The organism is Streptomyces sp. NPDC033178, from assembly GCF_055577685.1.
Genome location: NZ_JBVIPT010000029.1, coordinates 57,787 through 82,746 on the forward strand (window position 1 = coordinate 57,787; position 24,960 = coordinate 82,746).

A 24,960-nucleotide genomic window follows, 5' to 3' on the forward strand; every position below is an offset into this window, starting at 1 on the left:
GTTGAGGTGCGACCTCCAGGGAGTTGAGGTGCGACCTCAAGGCAGTTGAGGTGCGACCTCGGCCGCCAGCAGGTCCAGGTGGCCGAGGTCGGAGAGGTCGCGCAGCCGTACGTACACGCGGGAGGCCCCGAGGTCGGCGTACTGGCCGAGCACATCGACGATCTTCCCCGGAGGGCCGTACAGCGGCTCCTCCGGAGGGAGGCGGGACGGCTCGTGCAGGAGGGCGAGGCGGGTGTCGATCTCGGCCCCGGTGCGGCCGGAGGCGATGCCGAGGCACACCGAGAGGATCAGCGGAGGCCCGCCGGCCGCCTCCCTGGCGGACCGCGCTCCCGCGAACAGGTCGGCGCTCTGCTCGGGCGATGTGAAGGGCAGGTTGAACTCGTCGGCGTACCGGGCGGCCAGCCTCGGTGTGCGGCGGGGGCCGCGGCCGCCCACGATGATCGGCACCCGCGGCTGCTGGATCGGCTTCGGCAGGGCGGGCGAGTCGGCCAGGCGGTAGTGGCGGCCCTCGTACGAGAAGCGTTCGCCGGGCGGGGTGGCCCAGAGGCCGGTGACGATCCGGAGCTGTTCCTCCATCCGCTCGAAGCGTTCGGCGGGTGGCGGGAACGGGATGCCGTACGCACTGTGGTCCAGGGCGAACCAGCCGGCGCCCAGGCCGAGTTCGACCCTGCCACCGCTCATCGCGTCAACCTGCGCGACGGTGACCGCGAGCGGGCCGGGGTGCCGGAAGGTGGCCGAGGTCATGAGGGTGCCGAGCCGGATGCGCGAGGTCTCGCGGGCCAGACCGGCGAGGGTGGTCCAGGCGTCGGTGGGACCCGGCAGGGCGTCGGTGTAGTGCATCGGGTGGTAGTGGTCGGCGACGAAGAAGCCCTCGAAGCCGCACTCCTCCGCATGCCGGGCGGCACGCGCCAGTTCGTCGTAGGTGGCCCCGTGGTACGGCTCGGTGAACAGGCGCAGTTCCATCTTCCCGCTCACACTCCCGTCATGTGGCTGGCCAGCAGCAGGTCGTGCAACTCGGCGCGGCAGCGGGCGAGTTCCGTGGCATGTGCGTCGTGGCCCAGGGAGCGGGGCCGGGGTACGGGAACGTCGAGGACCGTACGGACCCGGCCGGGGCGCGGGCTGAGCACCACGACCCGGTCGGCGAGCAGGACCGCCTCCTCGATGGAGTGGGTGACGAGGACGACCGTGGCGGCGTACTCCATGTGCACGCGTTGCAGCACCTCGCACAACTCCTCGCGGGTCAGGGCGTCCAGGGCGGAGAAGGGCTCGTCCATCAGCATCACGCGCGGCCGCTGGATCAGTGAGCGGCACAGGGCCACGCGTTGCTGCATGCCGCCGGACAGCTCGTGCGGCAGGCGTTTGTGGAAGGGGGTGTCCAGGCCGACGGTGGACAGCAACTGCCGTGCGGCTTCGCGGTGTTCGGGGCGGGGCCGGCCGTGCACCTGGATGGGCAGCAGGACGTTGTCGAGCACCGAACGCCAGGGCAGCAGGGCCGGGCGCTGGAAGAGGATGGCGACGTCCCGGCGCGGTTCCCGCACGGGCTCGTCCGCGATCCGCACCTCGCCCGAGGAGGCCGGGAGCAGTCCGGCGATCACCCTCAGCAGGGTGGACTTGCCACAGCCGGAGCGGCCGAGGACCGCCACGAACTCACCGTCCCCGACGTCCAGTTCGACGCCACGCAGGGCCTCCACGGTCCCCCTGCGGCCGTTGAAGCTCTTCGACACGCCGCGCACTCGGATCACGGGCTGCCCTCCATCACCGGTTCACCCTGAGCGGTAGCGGTACGGCCGAGAATAGGGCGACGCAATCCGTGATCAACCACCTCGGTCGATGTTTGTTACATGACAACCAGGTCTGCGGTATCGACAACTTCCGCCTCAACAGCTCCACTTGAGAGCCATGAGACGGAATACGCGGTTACCCGCCGCGCTCCTGGCTGTCCTGCTGACGGCGGCACTCTCCACGGCCTGCGGCTCCGACGACGACAACGGCAAGGGCGCATCCTCCTCCGGCGGTTCCGCGCCCGACAAGGTCACCTACATCACCGGTTTCGGCACCTTCGGGCGCGAGGCGTACGCCTATGTCGCCCAGGACAAGGGCTACTTCAGCGACGTGGGCGTCTCGGTCACCATCCAGCCGGGGCAGGGCAGCGCCATCAGCCTGGCCGCGCTGGCCGGCGGGCGGGCGCAGTTCGCGCCCGTCGACCTCAGCAGCACGATCATGCAGGTCGGCGGCGGCAAGGTGTCCGGCGTGACGGCGGTCGCGGCCGTCCACCAGACCACGGACGCGGCCGTGATGGCGCTGGCCGACAGCGGCATCAGCAGGCCCGCGGACCTGGAGGGCAAGAAGATCGCGGACCCGGCCGGTTCGGTCATCGGGGCCCTCTTCCCGGCGTACGCGAAGCTCGCCGGATTCGACGCCGACAAGGTCGACTTCGTCAACCTCGAACCCCAGCAGCTCGGGGTCAACCTCGCGGCCGGCAAGGTCGACGCGGTCGGCCAATACCGGGTGGGCCGCCCGAACATCGAGAACGCCGTCAAGGGCAAGGAGGTCGTGGTCCTGCCGTTCGGCAAGTTCCTGACCGAGAGCTACGGCTCGGCCATCACGACCACCACGAAGATCGCCGAGGAGGACCCGGACCTGGTCAGACGCTTCACATCGGCGCTGCTCAAGGGCATGCGCTACGCGATCGACCACCCGGAGGAAGCGGCCGCGGTGCTGGCGAAGAAGCACCCGACCGTCAACGAGAAGGCCGCCGCCGCGGAGATCGAGCTGGTCGGCGAGGCCGTACAGCCCAAGGAGGAAGGGGCGCCGATCGGCACGATGGACCGTGAACGGGTGGCCGGGGCGATCAAGGCGCTGGTGGACGCCGGAGCGGTCAAGTCCGGTCTGACGCCCGAGCAGCTGGTCTCCTTCGATCTGGTGCCGAAGTCCTGAAGTGCTCAGGCGGGTGATGGAGTTCGGCTGGCCCGTGCTCGGGCTGGCCGCCGCGATCGGCGCCTGGGCACTCGCCGTGGTCGTGTTCGACGTACCGGAGATCGTCCTGCCGTCACCCGCCGACGTGCTGGACGCCTTCCTCCGCGTGCCCGGCTATCTGCTGGGCGAGGCGGTCACCACGCTCGTCGTCATCGTGCTGGGCTTCGCGCTGGCCGTGGCTGCGGGACTGGTGATCGGGGTGGCGATCGCGGCGTCGCGGATCGTGGAGCTGATGTTCTCGCCGCTCCTGGTGGCGTTCAACGCGGTGCCCAAGGTGGCGCTGGCCCCGCTGCTGGTGGTGTGGATGGGGTTCGGGCAGCAGCCGAAGGTCGTCATGGCGCTGCTCGTCTGCTTCTTCCCCGTCGTACTGTCGGTCGCGGGCGGGCTCGCCTCCACCCCGGTCGAACTCGTCGAGCTGGCACGGTCGTTGCGCGCGTCGCGCACCCAGACGTTCGTCAGGTTCCGCTTCCCGAGCGCGCTGCCGCAGATCTTCGTGGGGCTGAAGGTCGCCATGCCGCTGTCGGCCGTCGGCGCGGTCATCGGCGAGTTCAGTGCGGGCGACGAGGGGCTCGGCTTCGTCGTCGTACAGTCCGGGGCGAACTCCGACACCGCCCTGGCGTTCGCCGCGATCGCCCTGCTCGGCGCGATGAGCGTGGCGCTGTTCTACGCGCTCGTGCTCGCGGAGCGGATGCTGCTGCCGTGGGTGAGGGAGACGACGTCGCAGCGGTAGCCGCAGAGATGGGCGCAGCCCGGGCCGGCCCCGCGTGGGGGACGGCGCCGACCCGGGCGTACGGTCACCTGCCGGTGACGGTGGCGGTACGGATGGCGGTGGGGCTCAACTGCTGGAGACAGTCAGGTTGTTGGTGGCGAAGTCCAGGCCGCCGGACGACGAGGTGATCTCGAAGCCGAACTGCACGTCGCCGATGGTCTCGTTGCCCATCCAGCCCTTGGTGTCCTTGATCCACTTGAGGATCGGCAGGACGTTGACGGTCCCGGAGTTCGAGTCCGAGGTGCGCAGGAACGAGAAGACCTCGTTGGCGCCGTTGTTGCCCTTGTAGACGGTCCAGGTGTGGCCGCCGAGGGTGACATTGCCCTGGGAGGTGCCGAGCGGACCGACGGCTCCGTTGTAGTTGACCCAGAGCATGATCTCGTAGTCGTAGTCGGTGTCCCAGATGTCGTACGAGGTGTTGTACGCGCCCGAGGACGGCACGGTGACGTTGTAGCTGCTGCTGAGCGAACCGAGCGAGGTGATCGTCTTGTTGACCACCTTCTTGGAGTTCGGGTACGACTTGATGCCGCCGGTGTTGGGGTGATTGGCCCAAACGCCCCAGTTGGTGCCGGAGTTGGCCCAGATGCACTGGCTGCCGGCGCCGGAGCCCCAGATGTTGTTGTAGAGCGTGTAGCCGTTCAGGCTGGTGTTGCCCCACTGGTCGCAGGAGTTCCAGACGGCCGCCGAGGCGGGCGCGGAGGCGAGGCCGATGGTGGCGCCGAGCGCGAGCGCGGGGGCCAGGAGTGCCTTGGTGATCCGGGTCAGCGTGCGTGTTGCCATGGTGTCCCTTCCATGGGTGGGGGGGTGTGGGGGTTCGAACTGCTGTGGATCTGCTGTGGATCTACTGCGGCCCCAGGGTGAGGACGCAGTCTTCTCCGGCGCGCAGGTGGAGCGGTCGCGCTCCGGAGGAAGTCCTGAGGTCGACGCGGTGGGTCCGGGTGGGCCGTACCACCGCGCGGGCTCCCGCCGGGCTCCAGCCGAGGTCGACCTCGGCGCCGAACCTCGTCCGTACGCCCCGGAGTTCGCCCTCCGGGAACGCGGCGGGCAGTGCGGGCAGCAGGACCAGCCGGTCGGGGGTCGACTGGATCAGCGTCTCGACGATCACGGCGGGGAGCGTGTGGGCGGCGTCCGCGTTGTAGACGTCACGACGGGGGTAGTGCGCGCTCATGAGGGAGGCGTGGAAGAAGTCGCCCTCCAGCACCTGGCCGAGCGCGTGCGCCACCCGTTCGCCGTCGCGCAGGCGGGCCGCGACCAGCGCGTGGTGCAGATGGCCGTGCGCGGATTCGTTCTCGGCGCCCCTCAGTTCGAGGGCCCGGTGCGCGGCGGCCGCGAGATCAGGGGTGTCGTACGGGTTGATCTCGTCGAGCGGCCACACGCCGTACAGATTGCTGAGGTGCCGGTGGTCGTACGTGTCGTCGAGGCCGGGCCACGCCCACTCGGCTAGGGCTCCGTCGTCGTTGACGCGGTGCGGGGGCAGTCGCTCGGCGAGCGCGCGCCAGCGGTCGGCGTCCGGTCCCGGGTGGTACGCGGCTGCCGTGAGCAGGGCGTGCCGGGCCGCCGAGAGGTCCATGGCGGCGTTGACCGCGCCCCAGCTCGCGTTCGCCGGGCGGTTCTCGGGCGAGTAGGACGGGACGACGACGAGCCGGCCGTGTTCGTCGGTCCGGTTGAGGAAGTCCTCGTAGAACAGGGCTAGTTCGGCGAGTGCCGCCGCCAGTCGTGGGTCGCGCTCCCCGCGTGTCTCGTCGTGGTCGACGAGCGGTTTGAGCAGCCAGTCGGCGCCCGCCGTCCACAGGTGCAAGGGGTATTCGCGGCTGAAGTGGTACGTGTGCCCGGACTCGCCGTCGGTGTGCGGTGGGGCGACGATGCCTCGGGCTCCGAAGACGGCCCGGGCGTTGTCCCGCCAGTGCGGCAACTGCCCGTGGACCAGGGCCGCGTGGGCCTCGACGACCTCGGGCAGTGCACCGGCGACGGCCGACGCGGTCTGCAGATTGAGGTTGGCGTCCGTGGTGAACGCCCCGGACCACGCCGTGTCCCAGTCGCCGGTCCACAGCCCGGTCAGCCTCGGCGGCAGCATCCCGGCGGAGGACAGCAGGTGGTAGCGGCCGGCCGCGAAGAGCCGTTCGAGCAGTGCGGGGCTCTTGGGCCGCTTGAGCAACTCCGAGCCGGGGAGGGCACGTTCGGCGCCGTCGGCGTCCAGGGCAAGGGAGACGCGGCTGTACGCGGTGCGGTGGAGGTCCAGGTGACGCTCAAGGAGGCTGCCGAACGGCTCTTCACCACCCCCGCCGTCCGGCAGCAGCTCGCGCAGAGCCTGCGCCTCCGTCACGGTGTCCAGTTCCCCGGTGTGCCGCCGCACGCGGGTCAGCAGCAGGACCGACTCGGCCGCGGCCACGCGGATGCCGGGCGGGGTCAGCGTCGTACGGCCGCCGGTGACCACGGCCAGCGTCACTCCGGTGTACGCGCGGTCGCTGCCGGGATAGCGGGCGCTCAGGGTGAGCACGGCGCCCTCGGGCGTGAGGATCACCCCGTCGCTGACCCTCAGCCCTTCGGGGGCGCCGGGAAGCCGGTGGTCCAGCGCGATGTCCGCGGTGAGGCCGGGAGAGGTCACGTGCTGGACGATCACGTCGTCCGCGCGCGACACGAAGACGCGGCTGGTCCAGCCCGTGCAGGCCGCCTCGGCGACACCCGTGGTGAAGTCGACAGAGCGGCAGTAGCCGCGCGCCCCGTCGACGGGGCGGCGCAGCCGCACCTGGAAGGCGGGATGGAAGGGCTGCACCCACTGCAGCGGGCGCCCGTCGGTGAACTCCTCGGCCGCGGTCAGGTCTCCGGCGAGTAACCGGTCCTGGAGCTGCGGCAGTTGGGCCGCCAGCTCCGGGGGTCCGGCGCGCTCGCCGCCGTTGGGGCGGACCAGGGTGTGGTGCGTGACGATCACACGGTCGTCGTTCGGATCACCGAACACCATGGCGCCGTGACGGCCGTTGCCGCTGAGGAAGGCGTCCTCCCAGCGGAGGGCCGGGCGCGGCTCCCAGGTGCCGTGCGGCGAGGACGTGGGTGAGGGCGAGGGCGAGGGTGAGCGGGATGCGTCGGGGCTCACGGTGAGAGCACCGCCGCTCCGAAGCGGTCCAACTCCACTGATCCCGTGACCTGTTGACCGGTGAGCAGGTCCCGATACGTCGTCCCCGGCACCTGCACGGTGACCGCCTCGCGCCCGTGGTTGAGCACGAAGAGCAGCTCTCCCCGACGGACGGCCTCGACCTGCGGGGGCAGCCCGTCGAGGACGGGCCGCACGCCCGCGCCGGCCGCCAAGCCCGCCAACAGTTCGCGCAGAGCGGCGGGTTCGGGCAGCGTGGAGACGTACCAGGCGCGTTCCTTGCGCAACACCGCTGGGAAGCCGTCGAGTTCGCCGCCCTTGTAGCGGGCCTCCGCGACCGCGTCCTCCTCGGCCTCGATCTCCTCGGACCACAACGTGCCCCGGAATCCGTCGCATTCGGCCGTCTCCCGCGCGTCCAGCGGCCACCACTCGTGCAGGGTGCGGATGCCGAAGAGCTTCCGCAGTCGCTCGTCCATGCCGCCGGGCCGTACCCGGTCGTCCTCGTCGGCGACACCGGTGAGGAAGCCGCTCACGAGGGTGCCGCCGCCTCGTACGTACGCGACGAGGTTGTCGATCGCCGCGTCGGTGAGCAGGTAGAGCTGCGGCACGACGACCAGCCGGTACGCGGACAGGTCGTGCTCCGGATGCGCGAAGTCCGTGGCGATGTGGGCCTCCCACAGGGCACGGTGCCAGGCGCGCACGACCTGCGGATGGTCGACCTCGGAGGAGAGACGGCCCTCCTGTGCACCGGCCCACCAGGCGTTCCACTCATGGAGGATCGCGACGTCCGCCGTCGAGTGACTGTCCGTCACTTTCCTGCCGATACCGGCGAGTTCGGCGCCGAGCTGCTTGATCTCCTGGTAGGTACGCCCCTGCTCCCCCGCGTGACTGACCATGCCGGAGTGGAACTTCTCCGCGCCCTGGCGGGACTGCCGCCACTGGAAGTAGCAGACGGCGTCGGCGCCCCGGGCGACGGCCTGGAGGGACCAGAGGCGATTGAGGCCGCGCGGCTTGGGGTGGTTGACGCCCCGCCAGTTCACGGGCCCCGCGGCCTGCTCCATCAGCATCCACGGTCCACGGGCCTGGGAGCGCGTCATGTCCTGGATGAGCGCGCCGTTCTGGGCGCCGAAGGGATCGCGCGGGTCGGGATAGATGTCGACGGAGACGACGTCCTCCGCCGCCGCCCACCTCCAGGCGTCCTGACCGACCCACATCGGCATGAAGTTGGTGGTCACCGGGATGTGCGGAGAGTGCCGTCGGACGATGTCACGCTCGGCGACGTAGCACTCCAGGAGCATGTCGGAGGTGTAGCGCTTAAAGTCCAGCACCTGACTGGGGTTCTTCATGTAGTGGGCGTGCCGCGGCGGCAGGATCTCCTCCCAGTCGCCGTAGCCCTGACTCCAGAAGGCCGTTCCCCAGGCGGAGTTGAGGACGTCGAGTGTGCCGTACTTGTCCTGGAGCCAGCGGCGGAAGGTGGCTGCGGCCTCGTCGCCCCAGTCGTACGTGCAGTACTCGTTGTTGATGTGCCACATCGTGAGGGCCGGGTGGCTGCCGTAGCGGGCGGCCAGGTCCTCGGTGATCGCGGCGGCGTAGCGGCGGTAGGTGGTGCTGGAGTGCGAGAAGTGCTGGCGGCCGCCCCACCACTCGGTGCGGCCGTCCTCGTCCCGGGGCAGCGTGTCCGGGTGGAGACGGCCCATCCAGGGCGGGGGCGAGGTGGTGGGCGTGGCGAGGACGACCCCTATGCCGTTCGTGTGCATGAGGTCCATCAGCCGGTCGAGCCAGCCGAACTCCCTGGCCCCGGGCCGCGGTTCGAGCTTGGCCCAGGAGAAGACGCCGAGCGTGACGGAGTTGACGCCGGCCGCCTTCATGAGGCGTACGTCCTCGTGCCAGGTCTCCTCGGGCCACTGCTCGGGGTTGTAGTCGCCGCCGAAGAGGATGCGGCCCCGGGTGGCGTCGGCGAGGACGGGAGGGCCTGGGGTCGGGGGCGGGTCCGGGTTCTGGTCCGGCTTCACGTCCGGGTTCGGGTCCGGCTTCAGGTCCGCGTTCGCGTTCGGGTGGCTCATCGGCGGGGCTCCCCGTACTGGATGCCGCGCCCGTTGGTCGCCAGATACACCCGGCCGTACACGCGCGGGTCGCCAATGACGACCTCGCCCGTCCAGCCCCACTGGTGGGCGTCGTCGTTGATCCGCGTCCAGGTCTTCGCCTCGTCGTCGGAGCGGTACACGGCGGTGATGGTGTCCGTCGAGCCGACCTGATAGATCGCGGGGTAGTCGGCGCCGTCGGCGGCCCTGCCGAAACCGAGGGTGTACGAGGCCCAGCAGCTGGCCACCTTCGAGAAGCTCACGCCTCGGTCGGTGGACCGGTAGAGCCCGTTCCATTTCACGGAGAGCCACAGGTCACCGCTCCGCCCGGGCGCGGCGACGAGCTTGAACTGGGCGTCCCCGGAGGGCAGCCCACCTGCACGCTTGGTGAAGGTGAGGCCACTGTCAGTGCTGGCGAGTAGCGTTCCTGTGTCGGTGTCGTATGCGTAGAAGTGCGTCGGGTCGGCCGGGTCGGCGACCGGCGTGGCGCCCTTCGGGAAGGAGGAGATCTCGGACCAGGTCGTGCCGTTGTCGGTGGACCGGTGGGCTGCGTACTTCGTGCCGTCCCAGTGCACGAAGGACCACAGCAGCGCGCTGCCGTCGGCGTTGGCGGCGATCGGCCCCGGTGCGTTCTTGGCGATGTCGGGCTGGGCCTCGAAGGGCGCCCAGGTCTGCCCGCCGTCGTTCGAGTAGGCGCCGTTGCCGTTGTCGCCCCAGCCCGCCCGGACCACGTACGACGGCCTGGCCGCGGCCTGCGCGAGTCCCGTCGCCGACCCGAACACGGGATTCGCCGCCATGCCGCGCGCAGGCGATGCCGTGAGCCGCTCGTGGTACATCACGCCGATGTCCCCGAGTCCGCTGATCAGGTGCGCCTCCCCGACCGGGGGCGAGATCAGCTGGCGCACGGCCGTCTCCTCCAGGCCCCGGATCTGCGGCGCCCAGCGCTTCAGGTCACGGGTCCCGTAGAGGGTCGCCCCGGTCCCGTACACGATGTGCTTCGAGTCGTACGGGTCCACGGCCAGCGCCTGGATCCACCAGCCGAACTTCGGCTTGTCGTCGCCCCACTTGAGATAGGGAGTCTCGGACACGTCGAACACAGCAGCGTCCTTGAGGGACGTCCAGGTACGGCCGCCGTTCGTGGTGCGGTACACGGTGTCGACGTCGGCCCAGCGGTTGTTGGTGGAGACGACGAGGGTGCCCGGGAGGCGGGCGTCCATGGCGACCCCGCCGTAGCCGAAGGTGTCGGCGGAACCGTCGTCCGTCGTGCCGCCGGGCTTCACCGGGGTCACGTCGGCCCACTTGCCGGTCGCGGTGCGCAGCTTGTGCACGCTGCCGTCGGACTGGCCGTTGGGTCCGGGCGCGTTGGCATAGGTCACGTACAGCTCGCGGATGTGCGTGTCGTACGCGGCACGGATCGGTACCTTGGCAGCGGTACCGGACGGCTGCCCGGGAACGGCCTCCCACGCCGTCCCGTCGGCCGTGCGGTACAGGTTCGCCGTGCCCGAGGTGCCGTCGCCGTCGCCCCAGCCTGCGTAGACGGCCCGCCCGACGGCGACGAGGAACACGACGCCCTGCCCGGAAGCGCTCGCCTGCGCCGGAAATCCGGTCACGGCCGCCCAGGTGGCGCCGCGGTCGGTCGACTTGAGCAGCCCGTCGTGCCGGGTCCCCAGCCACAGGGTGTCGCTGTCACGCGGGTCGACCAGCAGGCGCTCCCCCGCACCCCGGCCGTCCTCGTTGGCACCGAGCTTCACACCCAGGTCCGAGCGCTTCCAGGTGGCACCCCGGTCCTCGGAACGCAGTACCGCGCCGTTGCCGGCCCAGGACTGGGCGTACGTACCGAGGGAGAGGTAGACGCGGTTCGGGTGCGCCGGGTCGACGGCGATCGCCTCCACGCCGAGCAGATTCCAGTCGTCCCACCCGAGGTGGTCGGTGAGCGGGGTCCAACGGGCGGCACGGTCGTCCCAGCGGTAGGCGCCACCGATGTCGGTACGGGCATAGGCGAGACCCCGTACGGACGGATGGAAGAGAACACCGGTGACGAAGCCGGTCCCGCCGATGACGACGTTGCGCCAGCGGTAGGCGGACACGTCCGTGTCAGCGGCCGGGGCCGCCAGCGCCGGGCTGGAGCCGGCGGAAACAGTGGTGAGGGCAACCGTGGCAGCGGTCCCGGCAAGGACGGCGCGTCTGCTCAGGCGGGACGTGCGCATGACATACCTCGTTCCAGGAAAGGGAGAACTTCGAAATGAGGAGTGGACGGGCGCCTCTTAAGGGGCGCGGGGAACTGCGCGATCAGCCACAGCGGCCCCGCAGCCGACAAACAACCGAACAATTCCCAGACCAAGCCAGAAGGGGGACGCAAGTCACCCCTTGACGGCGCCGGTCAGCATGCCCTTCTTGAAGTGCTTCTGGACGAAGGGCGAGAGGAACGCGACGGGCAGCAGGGCCAGCACCATGACCGCCATCTGGACGGCGAGCGCGGAGAGCTGGCCCGTCTTGATGGCCTGGCTCATACCGACCGGGGGCTCCTGCTTCTGGACGAGCTGGATCATGACGTTCTGCAGCGGCATCATGTCCTGGTCGCTCAGGTAGATCGACGCGTTGAACCAGGCGCTCCAGTAGCCGACGGCGTAGAACAGCGTGATCACCGCGATGACGGCACGGGAGAGCGGCATCACGATCTGCCAGAGGATCCGCCAGTCCCCCGCCCCGTCGATCCGCGCGCTGTCGGTGAGCTCCGGCGAGATGCTCATGAAGAACGCCCGCAGGACCAGAATGTTGAAGACACTGATCGCGCTCGGCAGGATCAGCGCCAGGTACGTGTCCGTCAGCCCCAGGGACTGCACGAGCAGATACGTGGGGATGAGGCCGGCGCCGAAGAACATCGTCGCGAGCAGGATCATCAGGAACCAGCGGTGCCCGACGGACCCGATGCGGGAGAGCCCGTACGCGGAGAGGATGGACACCGTCATCGAGAACACCGTGCCGACGAGCGTGACGCCCAGGCTGACGAGGGTGGCGCGGGTGACCTGGCCGCCGCTCAGCAGCTCCTGGTAGGCGATGAAGGTGATGCCCTTGGGGATCACCACCAGGCCGCCGGCCGCACTGATGTCCTGCTTCGAGGACAGACTGGTGACGACGACGATCCACAGCGGGAACAGCACGGCGAAGCAGGCGATGGCCAGGACGAGGCCCTTGCTCGCGATCCCGGCCTTGTTGGGCTCCTCCTCCCAGACGGGCCTCGGCGGTGCGGCCCAGCGTCCGGAAGCCTTCGGGCCGGGGGCCTTCGGCCGTTCCTCGGTGACAGCGCTCACTTCTTGTACACCCCCTGCTCGCCCATGAGATGGGCGACCTTGTTCGCGGCGAGGACGAGGCCGAGACTGACCACGCCCTTGATCAGGCCCGCCGCCGCCGCGTAACTGAAGTCCTGGTTGCGGACGCCGTTCCACCACACGAAGGTGTCGAGGACCTCCGCCGCGCCCGGCCCCACCGCGTCCCGCTGCAGCAGGATCTGTTCGAAGCCGACCGTGAGCGCGTCACCGACACGCAGCACCAGGAGCAGGGCGATCACCGGACGCAGCGCGGGCAGCGTGACGTGCCACATCCGGCGCCACCGGCCGGCCCCGTCCATCGCCGAGGCCTCGTACAGATCGGGACTGACGGAGGCCAGCGCCGCGAGGAAGACGATGATTCCCCAGCCGGCGTCCTTCCAGACGCCCTCCGCCGTCACCAGGAACTTGAAGATCCCCGGGTCGGTCATGAGGTCGAAGCCCTCGTAGCCGTGCTGGCGCAGCGTCTGCGCGATGATGCCGGCGCCGCCGAAGATCTGCTGGAAGACGGTGATGACCAGCACCCAGGAGAAGAAGTGCGGCAGGTAGAGGATCGCCTGCGACACCGCCCGCACCCGGGGCCTGATCACGCTGTTGATGAGCAGCGCCAGCACGATCGGGATCGGGAAGAAGAGCAGCAGTTGGAGGGAGAACAGGACGAAGGTGTTCTGGACGGCGTCCCAGAACGCCGAGTCCTCGAAGATCCGCGAGAACTGCTCGAAGCCGACCCAGGGGCTGTGGAAGATGGCGACGAAGCCGTTGTCGCTGATGTACGGGTCGTATTCCTGGAAGGCGACGACGTTGCCCAGGATCGGTATGTAGTTGAAGACCAGCACCAGCAGGACGGCCGGCAGGGTCATCAGGATCAGCGTGCGGTCCCGCTTGAGGCGGGTCCTGAGGGTGCCGCCGTTCGCGGCCTTCCTCAGGGCCTTCTTCTCGGATCTGGAGACCCCGGAGGACTTCGCGGGCTTGGCGGGCCTGGTGGATCTGCCCCCTCCGGCGGAGGGTTCGGCGGTGTCGTCCGTCGTCGACGGCGCGGTGCGCGAGGCGGCGCCCGGAGTGGTGCTGTGTGCCACCTCGTCACCCCTGCGCGGATCCGCTGTCGTCCAGCAGCTTTTTGTACCAGTCCCGCAGCTTGTCGCCGCCCTGGCTCTTCCACTCCGACACCGCCTGCTGCATGTCGCTGACCTTCTTGCGGCCGCGGACGACGCTGTCCTCCAGGTCCTCGAAGTCGTTGGAGAGGCTGGTGTAGCGGGCCGGTTCGGTGACCTGGAGCCCGTAGAAGGAGGACTTCTTGGTGAAGGCGCCCATCCGCTGCTGCCACTCCACCTGCTCCTTCGCGATCTCCGGGAAGTCGGGGTGCGCGATGGTCGGGGCGGGGCTCGCCAGCATGACGAAGGCGTTCAGGACCTCCTGGTTGCCCTTGTCGTTCTTGGTGGGAACACCGTCCTTGACGGTGTAGTGCGTGCCCTCCACCCCGTAGTTGGTGAGCATGTACTCCTTGGTGCCGTACGGGGCCGCGGTGACGTTCGCGGCGGCCAGCACGTCGTGGATCACGGCCTTGGACGCCTTCTTGTTGATGAAGGCGAAGATGCCGGCGGGCGATGCGGCCCACAGCTGGGGGTCGCCCCCGTCATGGCCGAAGATGTCCATGCCGGCGATGCGGAAGTCATTGTTCTGGGTGGCCTGTTCGGCCATCTTGCCCCACCAGTCCGCGATGTTCTGGTTGTACATCATGACCTGGCCGTCGGTGAAACGCTGCCCCGCGTTGCCCTGGTTCGCCGCCCTGGCGTCGGGGTGGACGACGCCCGCCGCGTACAGCTTGCGCGTCCACTCGAGCGATTCGAGGTACTCGTCGGTCTCGACCCGGTAGATCAGCTTGCCGTCGACGAGGTTCCAGCCGAGCGACTTCTCGCTTCCGGACAGCACGCCGAAGAAGTTGAAGGCGCTCCACTTCATGTCGTCGCAGGCCCACACCTTCGCCTTGGCGTTGGTGATCTCCTTGGCGAGGGCCAGGAACTCGTCGGCGGAGGTGGGGACTTCGTACCCCTTCTCGTCGAAGACGTCCTTGCGGTAGAAGGGCACGATGCCGGGGACGGTGGGAGAGGGCTGCGGAAGGCCGCGCAGCTTGCCGCCGAAGATGGAGTACTGCCAGGCGTCGGTCGGGATGGCCGCGAGGTTCGGGTACTCCTTGACCTTGTCGCCCGAGAGGTACGGGCCGAGGTCCGCCATCTTGCTGATGATGGCGCTGGGTATCTTGCCGCCCATGTTCCAGCTGGGGATCACCACGACGTCCGGCATGTCACTGGAGGCGAGAACCGCGCCCAGCTTCTCGTCGTACGTGTTGCCGTCCTGGTTCTGCCAGACGACGTTGGCGCCGATCGTCGTGTTCATCGTCGAGTAGTAGGGATTGCTGCCCTTCGGCGGCGTGCCCCAGAACGGCGACATGATCTTGATGGTGCTGCCCTTGCCTAGCTTCTGCGGCACCGAGGTCTTCAGGTCGCCCAGGACGAGCTTGCCGGTGAAACCGACCGAGGAGCCGTTCTTCGACGCGATGTCCGGCGTCACCACGTTCTGCGCCACGAAGGCGGGAAGGATCTTCTTCGCGTCCTTGCCCGAGGTCGTGCCGTCCTTGGAGCCGCCGCCGGACCCGCCGCACGCGGCGAGAAGCGGCATCCCGCCGGCCACCGCGGCGGCTGCGACCGCCGTGGAGCCGAGGAAACTTCTCCGACTGGGAGCGGAAGTGGCGGAGTTCGGCGTCATTGCGTCAACCCTTCATGGCGCACAGCAGGACACCCGGCGGTGGGGCCGTCGGCTGCGGTGTCTGAGTGGAACTGGCTGAGCTGAAGCGGACCTCGGAGGTATGCGCACCCTCCGGGGGCGACATCTTCGACTATCGACGAGAGTCGAAGCGCTTCGATGTTGCTGCGAGGTTAAGTGAACACCTGGGGGTGCACAAGAGCCGATTCCAACATTCCTCGGAGGTATAAAGGTCTGAACCGGTCGCTTCCGGCCCTTGGGATGGCGGTGAGGATTCGGAGTTGTTGCGTCGGGGTGTCTTGACACCCGCCCCGGAGTCGAATGAGCATCGAAGCGCTTCGAAAGTCCTGCGCCGTTCTCCCGCACCTTCCACAGAGGGATCCTCGCGTGACCGCTCAAACGCCGCCTTTCCGCGACTCGCAGCTGCCGTTCGCGAAGCGCATCGACGATCTTCTGTCGCGGCTCACCCTGGAGGAACGGGTCGCGATGCTGCACCAGTTCGGGCCCGCGGTGGAGCGGCTCGGCGTCGCCGCGTTCCGCACCGGTCAGGAGGCGCTGCACGGGGTCGCCTGGATGGGCCCGGCGACGGTCTTCCCCCAGGCGGTCGGCCTCGGCGCGACCTGGAACGACGAGCTCGTACGCCGGATCGGCGAGGCCGTCTCCACCGAGACCCGCGCGATGCGCTCGCGCGACGACCGCGTGGGCCTCAACGTCTGGGCGCCCACCGTCAACCTGCTGCGCCACCCCCTGTGGGGCCGCAACGAGGAGGGCTACTCGGAGGACCCGAAGCTGACCTCGGCGATCGCCACCGCGTACACCCGGGGCCTGCGCGGCGACCACCCCGCGTACTGGCGGACGGCGCCGGTCCTCAAGCACTGGCTCGCGCACAACAACGAGACGGACCGGGCGACCGCGTCGAGCTCCGTCCGCCCGCGCGTACTGCACGAGTACGACCTGCGTGCCTTCCGCGAGACGGTCGAGGCGGGCACGGTGGCCGGCGTGATGCCCGCGTACAACCTGGTCAACGGCCGTCCCAACCATGTGTCGCCGTATCTGCGCGAGCAGCTGCGCACCTGGACGGACCAGGACCTCCTGGTCTGCTCGGACGCGGGCGCGCCCTCGAACCTGGTCGACCACGAGCACTACTTCGACACCCACGAGGAGGCCACGGCCGCCTCCCTGATCGCCGGCGTCGACAGTTTCACGGACCACGGCACGGACAGCTCGCAGATCGTCGAACGCCTCCAGGGGGCCCTGGACCAGGGCCTGTTGACCGCGTCCGACATCGAAGCGGCGGTCCGCCGCCAGCTCGCGATCCGCTTCCGTCTCGGCGAGTTCGACCCGCGCCTGGACCCGTACGCGGACACGAAGGACTTCGACACGCCCGCGCACCGGTCTCTCGCGCGGGAAGCCGCGGAACAGGCGATCGTCCTCCTCAAGAACGACGGCCTGCTCCCCCTCACCGGGCAGGACACCCGTATCGCGGTGGTGGGCCTCCTCGCCGACGAGTGCAAACTCGACTGGTACAGCGGCACCCTCATCCACCGCTCCACCCCGCTCGAAGGCCTCTACGAACGCTTCGGCGCCGACCGCGTGGACTTCGCCGAGGGCGTGGACCGCGTGCGTCTGAAGACCTCCGCCGGTACGTACCTCAGCGTGCCGCCGGCGGACGAGGCGACCGACGAGGTCCGCGGCGCCGAGGGAGCGCTGGATCCGGCCCTCCTCGCGGGCCGCACGGACCTGCCCCCGCTCACCACCGACACCAGGGGCACCGAACTCGCGCTGATCGACTGGGGCGGGGGCGTCCTCACCCTGCGCGCGCCCGACGGCCGCTATCTCTCCGTCGCCGACGACGGCTTCGTACGCGCCTCCGCCGACCAGCCCGGCGGCTGGGTCGTCCAGGAGACCTTCCGCCTGGAGCCTCACGGATCCCATGAATCTCATGCATCTCATGAGCCCCGCGAATCCCGTGAATCCCACGGATCCCATGAGGGCGGTCACCTCCTGAAGCATGTCGGTACGGGTCGCTACGTCTCTGTCACCGCCGACGGCGTGAAAGTTGCCGCCGAGAACCCGGAAATCCTCGGACTGGAGATCACGGAACGCGGCGAGGACACGGTGGCCCGCACGGCCGCCGCGGCCGACGTGGTCCTCGTGGTCGCGGGCAACGACCCGCACATCAACGGCCGCGAGACGGAGGACCGTACGACCCTTGCCCTCCCCGCCCACCAGCGGCGCCTTCTGGAGGCGGCCCGCGCCGCGAACCCCCGCACGGCCCTGGTGATCACGTCCTCCTACCCGTACGCGACCGATCCCACGGACCTCCCCGCCGTCCTCTGGACGGCACACGGCGGCCAGGCGGCCGGCACGGCCCTGGCCCGCGTCCTGGCGGGCGACGTCTCCCCGGCGGGCCGGCTCCCCCAGACCTGGTACGCCTCGGACGCGGACCTCCCCGACCTCCTCGACTACGACGTGATCGGCAGCCGCCAGACGTACCTGTACTTCGAGGGCACCCCGCTTTTCCCGTTCGGCCACGGCCTGTCGTACGCGTCCTTCGAGTACGGGAACCTCGTGGCCCACGTGGGCGAGAACTCCGTGCACGTCACCTTCACGGTCACCAACACGGGCAGCACGCCGGCCGACGAGGTGGCCCAGCTCTACTCCCGTGCCGTGGCACCTTCGGTCTCCCGCCCACGCCGCGAACTGCTGGCCCACCGCAGGGTCCACGTACTGCCCGGCGCCTCCACCGAGCTGACCTTCGAACTCCCGCTGTCCGCCTTCGAGTTCTGGGACGTGGTGCACGGCATCCGGCGCCTGGAGCCGGGCCCGTACGAACTCCTCGTGGGCGCGTCCAGCGAGGACATCCGGCTGCGCGCGACGGTCGAACTGGACGGCACGCCCGCCACTCCGCGCCCGGTCCTCGAACACGGCCTGAACGCGGCCGACTTCGACGAGCAGCGGGGCGCGGAGATCGTCGACCGTACGAAACTGTCGGGCGACGCGGTGACAACCGCGCACGGGAACCACGGGAACCACGGGAACACCGCCGAACTGGTCTACCGCGGCTGCGACTTCGGCCCGGCGACCAGGACCGTCACCGTCGAGGTGTCCGGCGATGTGTCCGGCGATGTGTCCGGCGAGGGCTCAGTCGAACTGGCCCTGGACGGCGGCCCGGTGATCGCCCGGCTCGATGTCCCGGCCACGCCGGGACCGTACGACTACACCACCGTCGTCGCCCCGTTCGTGGGCACCGGGGTCCACGACCTGCACATCGGGCTGCGCGGCCCGGTGCGGCTCGCGCACGTCGGCTTCTCCGGCTGAGGGTCCGGACCAGGCCGACGGCACAAGGAAGGGGCCCGGCACCGGAAGGCATCGGTGCCGGGCCCCTTCGTCCGGGGGCGGGTGGGTCACCCCTCGGGCTTGATGAGCCCACGCTCGTAGGCGCGGATCAGTCGCCGCGGTACGGCGTACTCGCGTCCGTCGGCGAAAAACGGGACGAGATCGGGCGTCGCCGCCTTCCACTGGGACCTGCGGTGACGGGTGTTCGAGCGGGACATCTTGCGCTTCGGGACTGCCATGCCCGGCACTCTACATGAAAACGATTGTCACTAGCTATAGGGGTCGGTACCATGCGGCCCAGGTCACACGCCACACCCCAGACGCCACACCCAGACGACAGACGACAGACGACAGACGACAGACGGCGACGGCCGGAGTCCCCGCACAGCGGACTCCGGCCGTCGCCGTACCTCGCACCTGATCTCAGAGAGCGAGCCCCGTAAGCACGAGCACGCGCTCGTACGTGTAGTCGTCCATCGCGAACTTCACGCCTTCACGCCCGACTCCGGACTGCTTCACGCCGCCGTAGGGCATCTGGTCGGCGCGGTAGGAAGGCACGTCACCGACCACGACGCCGCCCACCTCCAGCGCACGGTGGGCGCGGAAGGCGGTCTGCAGGTCATGGGTGAACACCCCTGCCTGCAGCCCGTACTTGGACTCGTTGACGGCGGCGAAGGCGGCCGCCTCCCCCTCCACCTTCTGCACGGTGAGAACGGGCCCGAAGACCTCCTCGCAGGAGAGCGTCACATCGGCCGGCACATCGGCCAGCACGGTCGGCGCGTACGAGGCACCGTCGCGCTTGCCGCCCGCGAGCAGCGTGGCACCGGCGTTGACGGCCTCGTCCACCCAGGTCTCGACCCGCTTGGCGGCGTCCTCGCTCACCAGCGGCCCGACATCGGTGGCGTCGTCGGCCGGATCACCGGTGACCTGCGCCTCGACGGCGGCCACCACGCGGGGCAGCAGCCGCTCGTACACCGAGGCGTCCGCGATCACCCGCTGTACGGAGATGCAGGACTGACCGCCCTGGTAGTTGGAGAAGGTGGCGATCCGCGAGGCCGCCCGGTCCAGGTCCTCGTCGCTCGCCCAGTCGGCGAGGACGACGGCCGCGCCGTTGCCGCCCAGTTCGAGGGTGAGGTGCTTGCGCGGTACGGAGTCCATGATCGCGTAGCCGACCTTGTCGGACCCGGTGAACGAGATGACGGGCAGCCGGTCGTCCTGCACGAGGGCGTGCATCTTGTCGTTGGCGACGGGCAGCACGGACCAGGACCCGGCCGGCAGGTCGGTCTCGGCCAGCAGCTCGCCGATGAGCAGCCCGGAGAGGGGAGTCGCGGGAGCCGGCTTGAGGATGATCGGGGCGCCGGCCGCGATCGCGGGGGCGATCTTGTGGGCGCAGAGGTTCAGCGGGAAGTTGAAGGGCGCGATGCCGAGGACGACGCCCTTCGGGAAGCGGCGGGTGAGGGCGAGGCGCCCCTGGCCGCCGGCGTCGGTGTCGAGCCGCTGGGCCTCGCCGCCGTTGAACCGACGGGCCTCCTCGGCCGCGAACCGGAACACGGACACGGCCCGGCCGACCTCGCCGCGGGCCCACTTGACCGGCTTGCCGTTCTCGGCGGAGATGAGCCGGGCGATCTCCTCGGTCCGCTCCGCCAGGCGGCGGCTGACGTGGTCGAGGGCGGCGGCGCGTACGTGGGCGGGGGTGGCGGCGAACTCGTCCCGTACGGCGTACGCGGCGGCCACGGCCTCCTCGACCTGGGCGTCGGTCGGTACGGAGACCTTGCCGACGAGGTGGCCGTCCCACGGGGAGGTGACGTCGAAGGTGGACTCGCCTGTGGCCTGGCGGCCGGCGAGCCAGAAGGCGTGGGTGGAGGTCATGTGCGAGTCCGGGCCCTTCCGCGTTCGGGGGTGTTCTTGGTCTTTCGCGTCCACGGTAGGGCCGCGGTGCCGTGGCGACGCCTGTCCGAGTCGTAGCACTCCCCGACCCGGGTGCGCCGCTTTGGCCTAGTCCCCGATTTGTTCTCGCCCCCGCCGCCCCTACCCGTCCCATCCTTCTGGGGCTCCGCCCCAGACCCCGTGGGGTGGGTTGTCGAGTGCGGGTTCGTCGTGGCTGGTCGCGCAGTTCCCCGCGCCCCTATAGGGGCGCGGGGAACTGCGCAATCTTTTAACGGGGGTTCGGGGGCCGGCCCCCGAGTAAGTGACGGGAATGGGTAGGGGCGGCGGGGGCGAAAAAGGGCCCTCCTACTCCGCCGACGCCGTCGTCTTCAGTGCCAGCCACAGCTCCATCCGCACATCCGGATCGTCCAGAGATCGCCCGAGGATCTCCTCGACCCGCCGCATGCGGTACCGCAACGTATGCCGATGCACGCCAAGATCCGCCGCGGCCGCGTCCCACTGCCCGTGCCGCGACAACCACGCCCGCAACGAGGCGACAAGATCCCCCCGCCCGGTGGCGTCATGCTCGTACAGGGGCCTCAACAGCCCGTCCGCGAACGCCCGCACCGCGTCATCCGCGAGCAACGGCACCACGGACCCCGCGGCGAGATCCTCGTGCTCGACGAGCACCCGCCCCCGCCGCCGGGCGACGGACAGGGCCTGTTCGGCCTGCTTGTAGGCGGCCCCCGCGGCGATGGGCCCGGCGGGAGCCGAGATCCCGACCACCAGCTCGTCCTCGTCGCCGGCCTGCTCACCGCCGCCCTGAGCGCCCCCGACGGCCTCGGCGTACTGGGCGCAGGCGGCAACGACCGCACCCCGATCCGCGGCGAGCACCACGAGCCGCTCCCCGTCGGGCACCACGAGCACGGCCTCGCCGGACCGGGCGGCGGCGGACTCCACGACCTCACCGAGCCCGCCCACGAGATCGCCGCCGGCATCGGCAAGGGCGGCGGCGGCCTCGGCGCGGACCGTGGCCCCGCCGCCGTCCTCGGCGTCCCCGGCCCGAGCCCGGGCCCGCCCGGCGGAAGCCGACGCGGCCTCGGCCAGGATCATCCGGTAGGGCGCGTCCAGCAGCCCTCCGTACAGGTCACCGGCGACCCCCCGCGCATGATCCGGCTGCCCCGCCAGCAGCATCCGCAGCACGGCCGCCCCGATCCGCTGCTCGGCGGCGTACAGCGACCGGGATCGTTCCGTGGTCAGCGTCAGCAGGGCGATGGCCGAGTGCACGGCGTACCGCTCGGCCGTACCCAGCGCGGCCGCGGTCCCCACGGCCAGCGCGGCCCGAGCCCGCCGGCCCGTCCCGAGCGAGTGCAGCTCGACGCGGTCCTCCCCGTTCCCGTCCCCGCCGTCACCCTCACCGTCGCCCGCGCCGCCGACGACGGAACTCGCGGGCGCGGCCCGCTCCCGCAGCCGCTCCACGTCGCCGGTGATCCGGGCGGCCCGCCGCCCCGCCCACTCGGGCGCGGTGGCGACGACGGCGCCGGACGCGTCGTACAGGGCGGCCCACCCGTCCACCTGCGAGGCGAGCGCGGTCAGCAGCCCCTCGGGCCCGCCGCTCAGCGCCTGCTTGGTCAGTTCCCGCTGCGCCGCGAAGCCTGCCGTCACCGCCCGGTACTGATCGGCGGCGATGGCGGCGGACACGGCCTTACTGATGGCGAGGAAGGGTGTGCGCCGCGGCACTTCCAGCAGGGGCAGCCCCTCGCCCTCCGCCGCGTCGACGAGCGCCTTGGGTGTCTCTTCGTAATGCACCCCGACGGCGAAGCCGAGCCCTGCCACCCCGGCTCCCACCAGGCGCTTCACATACCGCCGCATGGCGTCGGCGTCCTCCGCGTCCAGCTTGAGCGCGGTGATGAGGAGCAGTTCCCCGCCCTCCATATACGGCACAGGGTCGGTGAGCTCGCTGGCGTGCACCCAGCGGACGGGGGTGTCCAGACGTTCCCCGCCCGCGCGCACGGTGAGCTTGAGCGCCGAGTGATGGACGAGCGAGGCGAGCGTGGGGGGCATGAGGCCTTCAGGTCTTCGGATCTTCACAGGTTCTTCGACGGTCGCGGGCTATGTGATCTTTGCGATCCTTTGGCCGCAGCGTATGAACGACCTATGTCGATTCTGCCTCACCGTACGGTCGGCCCGTGACCATATGTCCGGACGTCCCGCTCGGCGCACCCGTCAAATGCCCCTCACCTCAGGAGCCCCCGGCTCCCGCACCCGCGTCCCGCGCCCGCCTCAGCTCCGCAGATCCACCAGCAGCGGGGGCGCATGCTCCCCGCGCACGCTGGTGAGCGAGAGCACCGCGTGCCCCGGCGGCACCCCGTGCGCCAGCTCGGACGCGGACCACCGCTCACGCTCGACCTGCCGCACGGTCACGGCCCGGGCGGTGGGCGCGTTTCCGGTGATCACCCGCCGCAGCATGTGTACGGCCTTGCCGGCCGGTGTCTCCGCGATGATCTGCCGGTCGGTGACGTCCCGCGCCTCGGTCCACTCCTTGCCCCACACCTCGGCGAAGTCCTGCCCGTCCCACGGTGTGAGCCCCGACAGCGCCATCCGGCACCCGATCGCCCCGAGCAGCGGCGACCGCAGCGGCCGGGGTACGTCGTCGAGCGTGCGCAGGGTCATGACGACCCCGGCGTTGGCGGACCGCAGCCGCTGAATGCCCCGTACGGCCTCGGGCGTGATGACCCCTGTGGCGTCGTCGAGCACGAGGCAGGCGAACAGCGACCGGTCCTCCCGTACGGCGACGCTCGCGGCGAACTGGGCGAGCACGAGCCGCGCGAGCATCCGGGAGGCGTCGGCGTGCCCGCGCTCGGGCAGGTCGATCCGCACCCGCACGGGGTGGTCGAGGGCGCGCAAGGAGAAGGGGCGGGACTGCCCGGACGTGTCGAAGAACCCGGCGAACGCGGGGCGGTCGAGCAACGCCACCCGATCGGCGAGCACACTCCCCAGATCCCCCGGATTCCCCAACTGCCGCTCCCGCGCGTCGAGTTCGCGGAGCAGCGACTCCTGGCCGCCCTCGGTGAGCGCCTTGCGGAGCGCGCCGAGCGGTCCGGGCGAGCCGTCGAGCAGCTGCCTCAGCTCGGGCACGGACGGGAAGCGGCCGTGCACGCCCCGGTACGGCCCGAGCAGCTGGGCCAGCACGGTGGTGGACCGCCTGCTGTCCGCGCCGGGATGCGGATCGGCGAGGTCCCCGACGAGCGCCTCGGCGAGCACGGCCGCCGCCTCGTCGGGGTCGGTGGTCCCGCCGTACAGGTCGAGGTCGTACACGGACTCGGGATTGCCCACCCGCACCACGACGTCGTACGCGTCCACCGGCCCGAGCCCCGCCCCCGCGGCCCCGACGACGACCACTGCCGCCCGCCCCGCGAGCGCGTGCAGGCAGAGCGACTCGGCGAGCGGCCAGACGACCCCGCCGGTCTTGCCGGATCCTGCGGGCCCGACGGCGAGCAGCGAGGTGCCCAGCAGGTCCGGTCCGAGCGCGAGGCCGGTCCCGCGGTAGGAGTACGGGTTCCGCGGGTCGTCGGCGGTCGTGCCGAGCCGTACCTGCCCGGTGACGAGGTCGTGCTTGGCGAGCCGTCCCGGCAGGTCCCGCTCCCCGGAGGGGTGCAGACAGGCGGCGGCTCCGTCCTGCAGGACGGCACCGCTGAAGGTGGCAAGACTGTGCCGTCCGCTCCGCACGCCCTGCCAGGCACGGGCGATCCTGGCCTGGTCGACATCGCGCATGCGTCCGGCCCTGGCCTCGGCGCCGAGCCGCTCGGCGGCGTCGGCGGCTCCGGCGGCGCGGAGCTGGTTCCACTGGGCGGGGTCTTCCTCGGGCGCGGGCGGCCGCTCACTCACGGGCGCGGCCCGGCGCCAGGCGGGCAGCCCGTAGCGGTGCCACACCTCGCTCCAGCGGCCGAGGCGCCCGACCCCGATCATGATCCCGAGGGCGATGGCCACGTAGTAGGCGTAGACGACCACGACGGAGCCGAAGCTGTGGGGCTCGGCCCAGGAGTCGGGGATCATCGCGTAGAGCGGCAGCAGCCACCATCCGCCGAGGTAGCCGTTCCACAGCAGAGACCAGATCAGCCATCCCACGAGGAACGCGATGAGCGCCCCGCCGATCAGCTGCCGGGCCGGAATCCGCTCGGGCTCCTCGTCCGGCCGCGGCAGGTGCCCGAAGCGCCAGACGCCCGGGGCGGCCTCGGGGCGCGGGGTCCGCAGCCAGGTGAGAAAGGCGGACCCGTCCGGCGCCGGCGGCATCCCGGGCGCCTGCGCGGGCCGTGGCGGCACCTGGGGCGGTCCCGCCGGCCGCGGCACACGATCGGCGTGCGTGCCCCGTGCGTCCTGCGTGCCGTCGCTGTCCATCGCCTCTGCCACCCCTGACCAGCCGCTCCGTACGTGGTTTGCGAGTCAATCTAACGCCCTCACAAGGGGAGTTCACCGCTTACCGGGCCGGGTACGCGGCGATACGGACACCCCGGCCCCTCGTCGCTCCCCGCCCACGCTATGTCCATGACGGACAACCGAATCTCCCGACACCGCCCAGATGGAGCATGCCCACCCCCCACTCCCGGCTCTAGCCTGCGAAGAAGGAAGCCGGGCGTCCGAAGAACCCGTGGAACCCGTTCGCAAGCCGTCCGCCACACCCTTCCCGATGTCCTTCCGGCGTCGTACCACCGACGTCCTTCCCGAAGTCCTTCCCCAAGCCGTTCGCAAGACCCC

The 24,960-nt window shown here is 70.5% G+C and carries 16 protein-coding genes; 3 read left to right on the top strand and 13 right to left on the bottom strand.

Annotated features, from left to right (window positions below; translation table 11 throughout):
- Positions 1-36: 36 nt before the first annotated feature.
- Both ACZ5VQ_RS45220 and ACZ5VQ_RS45225 read right to left on the bottom strand, forming a co-directional pair.
- Positions 37-963 (bottom strand): LLM class F420-dependent oxidoreductase, encoded by a 927-nt coding sequence (locus tag ACZ5VQ_RS45220; RefSeq protein WP_469110112.1) that lies wholly within the window; start codon positions 961-963, stop codon positions 37-39.
- Between the two features lie 8 nt (positions 964-971).
- Positions 972-1,742: an ABC transporter ATP-binding protein gene (locus ACZ5VQ_RS45225; protein ID WP_469110078.1), complete on the bottom strand. Its 771-nt coding sequence runs from the start codon at positions 1,740-1,742 to the stop codon at positions 972-974.
- A 157-nt stretch (positions 1,743-1,899) separates the two neighbouring features.
- Between ACZ5VQ_RS45225 and ACZ5VQ_RS45230 the strand changes: the two genes are divergently transcribed.
- Positions 1,900-2,937 (top strand): ABC transporter substrate-binding protein, encoded by a 1,038-nt coding sequence (locus ACZ5VQ_RS45230; protein ID WP_469110079.1) that lies wholly within the window; start codon positions 1,900-1,902, stop codon positions 2,935-2,937.
- A gap of 1 nt (position 2,938) precedes the next feature.
- Positions 2,939-3,706 carry an ABC transporter permease gene (locus tag ACZ5VQ_RS45235; protein WP_469110080.1) on the top strand — a complete coding sequence of 256 codons (768 nt, stop codon included), beginning with the start codon at positions 2,939-2,941 and terminating at the stop codon, positions 3,704-3,706.
- A gap of 105 nt (positions 3,707-3,811) precedes the next feature.
- Here ACZ5VQ_RS45235 and ACZ5VQ_RS45240 read toward each other — a convergent pair whose 3' ends face one another.
- The 7 genes from ACZ5VQ_RS45240 to ACZ5VQ_RS45270 all read right to left on the bottom strand — a co-directional run bounded on the left by ACZ5VQ_RS45240 (position 3,812) and on the right by ACZ5VQ_RS45270 (position 15,003).
- Positions 3,812-4,525, bottom strand: a complete 714-nt coding sequence (locus ACZ5VQ_RS45240) for a glycoside hydrolase family 12 protein (protein ID WP_189845186.1) — start codon at positions 4,523-4,525, stop codon at positions 3,812-3,814.
- A gap of 61 nt (positions 4,526-4,586) precedes the next feature.
- Positions 4,587-6,836, bottom strand: coding sequence for a glycosyl hydrolase family 95 catalytic domain-containing protein (locus ACZ5VQ_RS45245; RefSeq protein ID WP_469110081.1), 2,250 nt, complete (start codon positions 6,834-6,836; stop codon positions 4,587-4,589).
- Positions 6,833-8,896 (bottom strand): beta-galactosidase, encoded by a 2,064-nt coding sequence (locus ACZ5VQ_RS45250; RefSeq protein ID WP_469110082.1) that lies wholly within the window; start codon positions 8,894-8,896, stop codon positions 6,833-6,835. Before ACZ5VQ_RS45250 ends, ACZ5VQ_RS45245 begins: the two co-directional genes overlap by 4 nt.
- Positions 8,893-11,121, bottom strand: a complete 2,229-nt coding sequence (locus ACZ5VQ_RS45255; protein WP_469110083.1) for a WD40/YVTN/BNR-like repeat-containing protein — start codon at positions 11,119-11,121, stop codon at positions 8,893-8,895. Before ACZ5VQ_RS45255 ends, ACZ5VQ_RS45250 begins: the two co-directional genes overlap by 4 nt.
- A gap of 153 nt (positions 11,122-11,274) precedes the next feature.
- Positions 11,275-12,225 (bottom strand): carbohydrate ABC transporter permease, encoded by a 951-nt coding sequence (locus tag ACZ5VQ_RS45260; protein ID WP_469110084.1) that lies wholly within the window; start codon positions 12,223-12,225, stop codon positions 11,275-11,277.
- Positions 12,222-13,316, bottom strand: a complete 1,095-nt coding sequence (locus ACZ5VQ_RS45265) for an ABC transporter permease (protein ID WP_469110085.1) — start codon at positions 13,314-13,316, stop codon at positions 12,222-12,224. The genes ACZ5VQ_RS45260 and ACZ5VQ_RS45265 overlap by 4 nt, the downstream gene beginning before the upstream one ends.
- Before the next feature lie 4 nt (positions 13,317-13,320).
- Positions 13,321-15,003 carry a type 2 periplasmic-binding domain-containing protein gene (locus ACZ5VQ_RS45270; RefSeq protein ID WP_469110086.1) on the bottom strand — a complete coding sequence of 561 codons (1,683 nt, stop codon included), beginning with the start codon at positions 15,001-15,003 and terminating at the stop codon, positions 13,321-13,323.
- A 384-nt stretch (positions 15,004-15,387) separates the two neighbouring features.
- On the opposite strand from ACZ5VQ_RS45270, the gene ACZ5VQ_RS45275 reads away from it, so the two are divergent.
- Positions 15,388-18,321, top strand: coding sequence for a glycoside hydrolase family 3 C-terminal domain-containing protein (locus ACZ5VQ_RS45275; protein WP_469110087.1), 2,934 nt, complete (start codon positions 15,388-15,390; stop codon positions 18,319-18,321).
- Between the two features lie 86 nt (positions 18,322-18,407).
- Here ACZ5VQ_RS45275 and rpmF read toward each other — a convergent pair whose 3' ends face one another.
- From rpmF to ACZ5VQ_RS45295, 4 genes are all read right to left on the bottom strand, one after another.
- Positions 18,408-18,578 (bottom strand): 50S ribosomal protein L32, encoded by a 171-nt coding sequence (rpmF, locus tag ACZ5VQ_RS45280; protein WP_143640723.1) that lies wholly within the window; start codon positions 18,576-18,578, stop codon positions 18,408-18,410.
- 184 nt (positions 18,579-18,762) lie between these two features.
- Positions 18,763-20,208: an aldehyde dehydrogenase family protein gene (locus ACZ5VQ_RS45285; RefSeq protein ID WP_469110088.1), complete on the bottom strand. Its 1,446-nt coding sequence runs from the start codon at positions 20,206-20,208 to the stop codon at positions 18,763-18,765.
- Between the two features lie 363 nt (positions 20,209-20,571).
- Positions 20,572-22,269 carry a PucR family transcriptional regulator gene (locus ACZ5VQ_RS45290; RefSeq protein WP_469110089.1) on the bottom strand — a complete coding sequence of 566 codons (1,698 nt, stop codon included), beginning with the start codon at positions 22,267-22,269 and terminating at the stop codon, positions 20,572-20,574.
- Between the two features lie 219 nt (positions 22,270-22,488).
- Positions 22,489-24,603 (bottom strand): ATP-binding protein, encoded by a 2,115-nt coding sequence (locus tag ACZ5VQ_RS45295; protein WP_469110113.1) that lies wholly within the window; start codon positions 24,601-24,603, stop codon positions 22,489-22,491.
- Positions 24,604-24,960 lie beyond the last annotated feature (357 nt).